Here is a 9,718-nt window from a genome sequence, read left to right as displayed (position 1 = left end):
GGGGTGGGTGTCCTCGGGGCCGTAGCCCACGAAGGCGAGCGTGAACTTCCCGTCCGGGTAGTCCTGGCGGCGCAGGAGCGTCATGCCGAGCACGCGGGTGTAGAAGTCGAGCGACTTCTCCAGGTCGCCGACCCGGAGCATGGTGTGGAGGATGCGCATGCGGTGGCTATAACCGCCCGCCTCCGCCGGGTGAAGTCGCGTGTGGCGCTCCCCGCCAGGGATTGAAGGGCCTGCTCCGAGGCCGGGGCCCACCGCCGTGCGGGCAGGCGTCCGCTCGGGGGTGAAAAGGCGACACCGCCAAGCCACGCGGGGCAGGGACGGGCGTCCCGCGCGTGTTATGGAACCCCCCATGAAACACGCTCAAAGCCAGGCCCTCTTCGCCCGTGCGCAGGCGCGCATCCCGGGTGGCGTGAACTCTCCGGTGCGTGCCTTCCGTGGCGTGGGAGGCGACCCCGTCTTCTTCAAGGAGGGCTCCGGCGCGTGGCTCACCGACGTGGACGGCAACCGCTACGTGGACCTGGTGGGCAGCTGGGGCCCGCTCATCCTGGGCCATGCGTACCCGCCCATCATCGAGGCCATCCTGGAGGCCGCCCGGCGCGGCACCACCTTTGGCGCGCCCGTCGCCGCGGAGGTTGAATTCGCGGAGCTGCTCTGCGCCACCGTGCCCTCCGTGGAGAAGGTGCGCCTGGTGTCCTCCGGCACGGAAGCCACCGTGGCCGCCGTCCGCGTGGCGCGCGGCTTCACCGGCCGCGACCACATCCTCAAGTTCGAAGGCTGCTTCCACGGCGCGGGCGACCCGTTCCTCGTGAAGGCGGGCAGCGGCGTGGAGACGCTGGGCCTGCCGGACTCCCCGGGCGTGCCGTCCGCGCTGGCGGCGCTCACGCTCACCGCGCCCTTCAACGACCTGGAGGCCGTGGAGCGCATCTTCAACGAGAAGGGCAAGGACATCGCCTGCGCCATCATCGAGCCCGTGGTGGGCAACATGGGCGTGCTGGTGCCGCGCCCCGGCTACCTCGAGGGACTGCAGGCGCTCTGCCAGAAGCACGGCGTGCTCTTCGTGCTGGATGAGGTGATGACGGGCTTCCGGCTGGCGCGCGGTGGCGCGCAGGAGCTGTACGGGCTCAAGCCGGACCTGACCACCATGGCCAAGGTGGTGGGCGGCGGCATGCCGCTGGGCGCGTACGGCGGCCGGCGCGACATCATGGTCAAGGTGGCGCCGGAAGGGCCCGTGTACCAGTCCGGCACGCTGTCCGGGAACCCGGTGGCGGTGGCGGCGGGCCTCGCGTGCCTCAAGGCACTGGCGGCGCCGGGGACGTACTCGCGGCTGGAGCACCTGGGCCTGCTGCTGGAGGAGGGCTTCCGCGCGGAGGCGAAGGCGGCGGGCGTGCCCGTGACGGTGAACCGCGTGGGCAGCATGCTCACGGTGTTCTTCACGGCGGAGCCGGTGTTCGACTACACGTCCGCGAAGAAGGCGGACACGGCGAAGTTCGGGCGCTTCTTCCACGCGATGCTGCAAGAAGGTGTGTACCTGCCGCCCAGCCAGTTCGAGGCGGCGTTCGTGTCGCTGGCCATCGGCGAGCCGGAGGTGGCGCACGTGCTCGCCGCGGCCCGCAAGGCGTTCCGCGCGCTTGGCGACGCCCGTTGAACCGGAGGCCCTGACCGGGCCCGTGCGCTTCGGTCCCTACACCCTCGTGCGCCGCATTGGCGCCGGGGGGATGGGGGAGGTCTTCCTCGCGCGCGAGGAGGGCGTGCGGCGCGCGGTCGTCGTGAAGAAGGTGCTCCCGGGCCTGGTGGAGAACCGCCAGTTCGTGGGTCGCTTCCGCGACGAGGCCCGCGTGGTGGTGCGGCTGGCGCACCCGAACATCGCGCGCGTGTACGCGATGGGCGAGGTGGACGGGCAGCTGTTCCTCGCGATGGAGTACGTGCTGGGCAAGACGCTCAGCCGGCTCGCGTACCGCCTGCGGCAGCGTCAGCGGATGATGCCCCTGGGACCGCTGCTGCAACTGGGACAGCGGCTGTGCGAAGGCTTGGCGTACGCGCACGACGCGACGGACGAGGAGGGGCACCCGCTGCACCTGGTGCACCGCGACCTGTCCCCCGCGAACGTGTGCGTGAGCTACGCGGGCGAGGTGAAGATCATCGACTTCGGCGCGGCGCAGTCCACGCTGAAGGAGCAGCAGACAGCGCCGCGCGTGGTGATTGGCAACCTCACGTACATGGCGCCGGAGCAGGCCCGCAAGCGCACGGTGGACCGCCGCGCGGACCTGTACGCGGTGGGCGTGGTGCTGTGGGAGCTGTTCGCATGGAAGCCGCTGTCGCAGCGGGGTGACCCGTTGGAGCGCTGGCGCCGCGCGGCCTATCCGCAGTGGGAGCCGGCGGGACGCCACCGGCCGGACCTGCCGCGCGCGGTGGACACGTTCCTGGCGCGAGCGCTCGCGTCCGAGCCGAACGACCGCTTCCCCACGGCGACCGCGATGGCGGAGGCGCTGGGGGCGCTGAAGGAGAAGCTGGCGCCCAACGTGACGGATACGGACCTGGTGCGGCTGATGTCGGCGGCCTTCCCGCGAGAGAAGGTCATCGAGCAGCAGATGCTGGAGGACCTGTTGCGCGAACATCCCGAGCGCGCGAGCACGCGGCAGGAGTTCCCGTCGGTGCTCGCGCCGCCCGGGGCGCAGGACGTGGCGGAGGCGCTCCGCGCGCAGGAGGACATCGCGACGGAGGCGCTGGACGCGGCGAAGCTGCGGCAGGCGGAGATCGCCAGCGTGGGGCAGCGGACCGAAGCGCTGGACGCGGCGCAGGTGGAGCAGGCGCTGCGCGCGGCGGCGGCTCAAAGGCCCTGGGCGGAGCCTGGCGATGCGTCCGGCCTGCCGCGCAAGGCGCCCCCGGTGCGGCTGCACAACCAGGAAGTCACCATGGATGCCTGGGTGCCGGGCATCGGCGCCGCGGAGCCCACCGTGCCGGGGCAGCCTCCTCCAGCGCCGCAAGCAGGCACAGCCGGTGGAGCGGTCACCGCGCCCGGACAGGCCTCGCGGCCCGCGTGGACGCCGGGCTTGGGCGGGGAAGACGCCACCGCGTCCGGACAGGCCTCGTGGACGCCGGGCTCGGGCGGAGAAGACGCCACCGCGTTCGGTGCGGCCCCTGCGCGGATGCCGGAGCCGGTGGCGGACTCCACTCCCGAGGTCACGGCGCCTGCGTCCGGAGCGGCCCCCTCGCACTGGACGCCCGGGGCGGGCGAGGACGAGCCCACCCCTCGCGAGCCTCCAGCCTCCCTGGAGTCCCCCGCGGGCCCGGGCTCCGAGGACACGACCGACCCAGGGGAGGGGACCCGTGAGGTCGCGGAGTCCCTTCCGGGCAGGCAGGCCCCGGCTGAACAACCGTCCCGGCCGGATTGGAATCCGGGCCCGGACGCGGAAGACTCCGCTACACACCTTCGAGCGTCTCACCGTGAGGGGCCCCCCCCGGCCCCGGAGGACTCACCCATGCAGAACCGCCCCTCGCGCCCGGGCTGGACTCCCGGCGCAGGCAGTGAGGACTCCACGACCAACGAGCGGCCCGCGCGCAAGAGCGGAACGGGCCTGCCCGCCACCGGCAACGCCGGCTGGACCCCAGGCTCCGGCGAGGACGACGCCACCGAGGGCGCAGGCCCCTCGCCCATGGCCCTGCGCCCCAATCCGGACGACGACGAGGGCACCGACGTCGAAAAGCCCGGCCGTTCCAAGGCGAGTCCCGCACCCAAGGCCCCCGCGGCCCAGGCCCGTCCCCAGACCTCCGTGGGCCCCGCCCCGCAGCCGCGTCCCGCCGAAGCGTTCCCGGACGCCACCCGCCCCATGTCCAAGGACGAGCTGCCCGTGCCCTGGACCCCGCAGGGCGCGGGCGAGGCCACCGAGGCCATGGAGGCCGCGAAGATCTTCGGCGCCCTGTCCCAGACGACGGGCAACATGCCCGCGTACCTCGACGAGAAGGCGACCCCGTACGTGCCGCCCAAGGAGGCCCCGCGCCGCCAGGCCCCCGTCGCCGAGGAGCGGCCCCACGAGACCCGCCCCATGCAGGTGCGGACCAAGACGCGCGAAACGCTCGTGGGCTACGACATGGACATCTCCGAGGCGCTCCGGCAAGCGGAGCTGAAGCGCCGCGAAGCGGAGCTCGCCGCCCAGAAGCGCAACAAGAAGAAGCCCGCGAAGTCCGCGCGGGGCAACCCGCTGGCGGGCCTGTGGCCCATCCCCCCGAAGTACCGCTTCTGGGCCATGCTGCTGGTGGTGGCCCTGGCGTGCGGCCTGGGCTTCGGCTTGATGTGGCTCGTCCTCAACGGCGACAGCGGCGCCTGAGCCCGCTGCGTCAGTCCAGCGCCGGCAGCCGGTACTGGATGCCCAGCGACACCGTGGCGGTGTTCAGCCAGTTGCTCGTGAAGCCGTCGCCGAACTCCTCGTCGTTGTCGTCCGACGTGCCGCGCGCGCCGCCGCCCAGGTAGCGCAGGTTGAGGAAGGCATCCACGGTGTCCGTGATGCGCACGCCGCCGCGCAGGCTCGCGTCCAGCAGCGCCCCCTCGGTGGCGGAGTCGTCATCGCCGTTGATGATGGCCGTGGGCGCGTAGCTGCCATCCGCCTCCAGCCCCACCCACCAGTTCCGGCTCAAGGGCCACCGCACGCGCACCTTGAGCAGCGGCACCGGCCCCACGTCCCGGTTGGCCCGCCGCAAGGTCCCGTCCGCGGACGTGAAGACGAACGTCGCGTTGCGAAGCTGGAGGGACGCTCCCACGGACAGCTCCCGCTCCGGGCCGTCCAGCAGGTCGTAGAGGTAGCTGGCCCGGTAGAACGGGAACGCGTAGCGCACGTCCAGCGGCGTGCCCTCCGGGAACGTGAGCTCGTCAATCGTGACGTCCCGCCGCAGCACCACCTGCGTCTGGATGTCCAGCGGCTGCACCATGAACACCAGCGTGTGCCGACCGCGCAGGGACAGCTCCGCGCTCAGGCGCACGAAGGTGTAGAGGTTGTCCTGCCCGCCGTCCTCGGGGAAGCGGAAGATCGTCCCGGTACTCCCCTGACGCAGGCTGTGGGACAGGACGTCCAGGAAGCCCAGTTCCCCCACCGCGCGCAGCTCCACGCGTGGCTCCTCCGCTCGAGCCTGCCCTGCCTGTCCGAACAGCCCCGCCACCACGCCAGCCATGATCAGGAACCGCTGCATCGTGTCCTCTTCCGGGAGGTGCATCCTCAAGGCCGGAAGCAGACGTGACCCGGGCGCGCGACGGGGGCCCTCGTGAGGGGACTGTTCACTTCCCGCTCGCGGGTCTGTCAGGCGCCTGTCAGGGGCAGGGGCGCAGCGGGCGGCTCCAGGGGGAGGAAGAGGCGGAAGATGGTGCCCTTTCCCGTCTCCGGCGCGTCCAGCGACACCTGGCCCACGTGCGAATCGATGATGCGCTTCACCACGGCGAGCCCCAACCCGGTGCCCTGGGCCTTGGTGGTGAAGAAGGGCTCGAAGACGCGCGTGCGCAACTCCGCCGGGATGCCCGGTCCCGTGTCGCAGATCTCCACCTGCACGCCGGCCCGGTCCACCCACGCCTTGCGCGCCACCACGCGCAGCGTGCCGCCCTGGGGCATGGCCTGCACGGCGTTGAGCGCCACGTTGAGGAAGCACTGGCGGATGAGCCGCTCGTCCACCGTCACCGGCGGCACGTCCTCCTCCATCACCCACTCCACGCGCACCGACGTGGGAGACGTCCCGCCCACGTCGGAGAGCGCGCTGCCCACCGCCTCTTCCAACAGCTGCGTCACCGACACCGGATACAGGTGCGGCGACGGGGGCCGCGCGAAGGTGAGCAGGTCCGCGACGATGCGGTTGAGCCGGTCCGCCTCCTCCCCCACGATGTCCACCAGCGGGAGGGCCGGGCTCTCCGGGCCGATGATGCGGCGGATGGTGGCCACCGCGTTGAAGATGGCGCCCAGGGGGTTTCGCACCTCGTGGGCCACCACCGCGGACAGCTCGCCCAGCGCGACCAGCCGCTCGCGGTTCACCAGCTGCTCCTGCGCGCGCGCCAGCTCCGCGTAGCTGTGCTTCAGGTCCTCCACCAGCCGCGCGCCCTCCAGCGCCAGCGACAGCTGGTTGGCGATGGCGTCCGCCCGCTCCAGCTCCGAGGGCGTGAAGCGGCGCGGCCGGCGCGTCTCCACCATCACCGCCACGCCCACCATCTGGTCGTGCACGGCGAGCGGCAACACCATGTACGCCATGCCCTCCGCGGCCTGGCGCAGTCCGTCGTCCAGCCGCACCTCCAGGCTCGCGTCCTCCACCCGGAGCGGCTGGCGCGTGCGGAACACCTGGCCCGCGAGCGAGTTCGACGTCAGGTCCAGCGGCACGTCGCGCCCCACCAGCTCCGGGTGGCTGCCCGTCGCCGCGCGGATGGCCAGCCGCGTCCCCTGCGCGTCCGGCAAGAGCACGTACGCGTCCGGCACGTCCACGATGCGCGCCAGGCTGGTGACGCCCGTGGCCAGCAGCCGGTCCAGCTCCAGCGTGGCCGCCAGCGCCTTGCCCACCTCGTGCATCAGCGCCAGGTCCTCCGCGCGGCCGCGCACCTCGTCCAGCAGCCGGTGGGATTCAATGGCCGCCGCGAAGTGCGTCCCCATGGCCTGGAGCGTCTCCACCTCCAGCGCGGTGAGCCGGCGGCGCGCGTGGAACAGCACGCTCAACGTGCCCACGCCGCGCGAGCGCACCCGCAGCGGCACCGACACCAGCGTCTGGAACGCCAGCGCCCGGAGCGCGTCACGCGTGGGCGCGGGACACGCCTCCGCGTCCAGCACCTGCACCGCGTCCGGCATCCCGCCCGGACGGGGAAGCGAGCCCAGCCGCGCGCGGCGCACGCGCGCCACCGCGTCCTCGGACAGGCCGCGCGCGTAGACCAGCTCCAGGGGCTCGCCCGGCTCGTGCCGCGTGTCCGCGGGCAAGAGCAGGCACACCGCGTCGCTGCCCAGCAGGCCGGAAATCTCCTCCGTGCCGGAGCCGAAGAAGGCGCGCGGGTGCGGCGCGGACGCGGCCTGTGACGCCAGCCGTCCCAGCGCGGTGAGCGCCGTCGCGCGCACGCTCAGCCGCTGGATGGTGCGCGCCGAGTCCAGCGCGGACGACACCTGCTGGCCGAACAGCCGCACCGCGGCCACGTCCTCCTCGCTCAGCCACTCCGAGGCCAGCACCAGCATGGCCGTGGGCGCGTTCTCCACGTCGATGCGCACCCCCACCGCCCGGTGGGTCTCCGCGCGCCGGAACACCGCCAGCACCGCGTCCATGCGCGCCTCGGACACGAACCGGGACGCCTCCACGGCCAGGTCCTCCACCCACGCGTCGCCGTCACGCCAGGTGCGCACCAGCGCGGGGGACCAGCCGCCCGGGGCCTCCGCCCGCACGCGGCCGCCCAGCGCCGGCGCGTGCGGCACCAGCCGGGGGGCCAGCCCCGCCACGGACAGCTCCACGCCCACGCCCCGGGGCGTCAGCCACGCGAAGCCCAGCTCCAGCGACTCCAGCCCCTGGAAGACCTCCTCGCGCACGGCGTCCTCGGAGTGCAGCGCGCGCACCGCGCCCCCCAGCTCCGCCAGCCGGCGCAGCACCGTGCGGCGCCGCACGCGGGAGGTGACATCGCGCACCTGCACCACCCAATCCCGGGCGTGCGGATGCACCGTCAACTCCACGCGCACGCCGCCATCCCCGACGTGCAGCCACGCCTCATAGGTGCCCGCCACCGGCGCCGTGCCCAGCCGCCGCGCGAGCCGATCCGCCGGGTCCTCCAGCGGCCCCGGCTCCCACAGGAGCGACGTCACCGGCTGTCCCTGAAGGTGTTCTCGCGGGACGCCCGTCAGCCGGCACATCGCCGCGTTCGCGTGCACGAGCAGGCCGTCCCGAAGCACGAACACGCCCAGGGGCATGTCGTCGAAGAGGCGGTACTCCGCCTCCTGCTCCTCGGAAACCGTCCCCACCCGACGGTTCGTGCGCTCTGTGCTTCTCACCACCCTACCTTCGCACCCCTGGCTCCCGTGGTGAAGCCACCCCCGTGCGTCAATCGCCCACCAGCACACAACAGCCGGTCCACCCCCTGGCGCGATGCGGCGTCTCAAGACCCGCCACGTTCTCAAACCCTCTCATGGGGTCCAACCCAAATCCTTGCATGGATTGACAGTGTGGATGCGAGCATTTAGAAACATGGAATTGTAACAGCGCGGCTTGAACCGGATTCCGACACCTTTCGCTTCCGCCAGGATTCCCGGGGGCCGCGCCTTCGGAAGGGGATGTCTTGAACCTGCCCCACGCGACTTCCGGCGTCATTGTCCAGCAGCAGGACGGAGCCTTCTTCCTCCTGGACACCGAGGGTGGAGAGGTCTTCCGGGTGAACGAGACCGCCGCGCGCATCTTCGAGCTGTGCCAGGGCGGCACGTCCCTGGACGGGGCGGTGGCGTCACTGGCGCTCCGGCTGGGCGCCGCGGGTCAGGAAGAGGCCATCCGCGCGGACGTCCAGCGCACCGTGACGCAGTTCCAGGAGCTGGGGTTGTGCGAGCCCTCGCGTCCCGTCTGACTTCTGACGTCCCCTGAAGTGTCTTTTCCCCTCGTGAGAGGGACAGGCCGGGCCATGCCCCTGGCCTTTGGGAATCCCGTGTCCCCGGGTCGCCCCGGGTGCGCGTGATGCCAGACGTGAGACGTCTTTTCACGGCTGGAATGAAGCACCGGTGTGGTGACAGGCAATGTCAGACCCCCTGTCCACACTCCGCATGTTTCATCGCAGTGGCAGTGAACGCAGCAATCCACCCAGGAGAACCACCATGTACATCCAGTCCGAGATCGTCCGCGTGTCCGCGTCGTCCGACAAGTGCACCTGCTCCAACGGCATGGTCCTCACCACGACCACCGTCGCGGAGTAGTCGCGCCCGTCGTTTCCCTCGAAACCCAAACATCCATCCCAGGAGAACCACCATGTACATCCAGTCCGAGATCGTCCGCGTTTCCGCCGCCACCGACAAGTGCACCTGCTCCAACGGCATGGGCGTGATCGTCATCGCGGAGTAACGCGTTTCATGGCCGGGAGGAGGGCTTCGGTCCTCCTCCCGGCTGTGTCTCTCCTTGCGCGCCGACCCCCTCCGCCCATGCTGCCTGCATCCACGCAGTTGTTGCTCTTCACCCAGGCGGACGTCGGCGGACACGCGCTCTTTCGCATCGTGCCCGTGGAGGTGTCCGTGCGCCCCGGCCAGGGACGGCTGTGGACGGACGTGTCGCGGGGCAATGCCTTCACCCCCGCGTGGCAGGACCATGCGCGCCACCTGTCCGCGGTGGGCCGCGCGCGCTACGCGCTGCCGTGGGATGAGACGGACCTGCACGTCTCGCCGCGCGGCCGGAACGTGACGCTGGATGGCAGGAGCGCGTCGCTGCCGCTGTTCGTCGCGTGGGTCGCGCTGCTGGCGGGCCTGCCGCTGCCGAAGCCCTTCCTGGGCACGGGCGTGGCGCTGGAGGCGCATGGGGAACGGCTCGCGCCCGCGCCGCGTGAGTTCCTCCAGGGAAAGCTGGGCGTGGCCCAGTCCTACGTGGCGCAGGTGTTTCCGCGGGCGGGCAGGGTGGCGGTGTTCGTGCCGGAGGGCAGCGGGTTCGACCCGGCGCCCCTGACGGCGCTGGACGTGCGGCCGGTCCCCACGCTCACGAAGGCGGTGGATGCGGTGCTGGGGCTGAAGCGTCGCGCTGAGGATGCCGGTGCCGGGGG

General features: G+C 72.1%; 7 protein-coding genes. 4 read left to right on the top strand and 3 right to left on the bottom strand.

What is annotated here, in order from left to right:
- Positions 1-159, bottom strand: a 159-nt coding sequence (locus D7W81_RS36185; protein WP_199747314.1) for a VOC family protein, incomplete at its 3' end; no start/stop codon positions are given.
- A 190-nt stretch (positions 160-349) separates the two neighbouring features.
- Between D7W81_RS36185 and hemL the strand changes: the two genes are divergently transcribed.
- Complete coding sequence (hemL, locus tag D7W81_RS36180) at positions 350-1,645, top strand: glutamate-1-semialdehyde 2,1-aminomutase (RefSeq protein WP_120559936.1); 1,296 nt, start codon at positions 350-352, stop codon at positions 1,643-1,645.
- Positions 1,629-4,325, top strand: a complete 2,697-nt coding sequence (locus D7W81_RS43115; RefSeq protein ID WP_208721591.1) for a serine/threonine-protein kinase — start codon at positions 1,629-1,631, stop codon at positions 4,323-4,325. The genes hemL and D7W81_RS43115 overlap by 17 nt, the downstream gene beginning before the upstream one ends.
- Before the next feature lie 10 nt (positions 4,326-4,335).
- Here the strand turns inward: D7W81_RS43115 and D7W81_RS36170 are convergent, their stop codons facing one another.
- Together D7W81_RS36170 and D7W81_RS36165 are read right to left on the bottom strand one after the other, a co-directional pair.
- Complete coding sequence (locus D7W81_RS36170; protein WP_120559937.1) at positions 4,336-5,181, bottom strand: outer membrane protein; 846 nt, start codon at positions 5,179-5,181, stop codon at positions 4,336-4,338.
- A 107-nt stretch (positions 5,182-5,288) separates the two neighbouring features.
- Positions 5,289-7,952: an ATP-binding protein gene (locus D7W81_RS36165; RefSeq protein WP_120559935.1), complete on the bottom strand. Its 2,664-nt coding sequence runs from the start codon at positions 7,950-7,952 to the stop codon at positions 5,289-5,291.
- Positions 7,953-8,266: 314 nt separating this feature from the next.
- Between D7W81_RS36165 and D7W81_RS36160 the strand changes: the two genes are divergently transcribed.
- Together D7W81_RS36160 and D7W81_RS36155 are read left to right on the top strand one after the other, a co-directional pair.
- Positions 8,267-8,545 carry a PqqD family protein gene (locus tag D7W81_RS36160; protein WP_120559934.1) on the top strand — a complete coding sequence of 93 codons (279 nt, stop codon included), beginning with the start codon at positions 8,267-8,269 and terminating at the stop codon, positions 8,543-8,545.
- 565 nt (positions 8,546-9,110) lie between these two features.
- Positions 9,111-9,718: hypothetical protein (locus tag D7W81_RS36155; protein ID WP_147445752.1), on the top strand; the 608-nt coding region annotated here is incomplete at its 3' end.

Origin of the sequence: Corallococcus aberystwythensis (assembly GCF_003612165.1) — a bacterium.
GTDB classification, from domain to species: Bacteria; Myxococcota; Myxococcia; order Myxococcales; family Myxococcaceae; genus Corallococcus; species Corallococcus aberystwythensis.
This window is presented reverse-complemented; position numbering and strand designations above follow the sequence as displayed.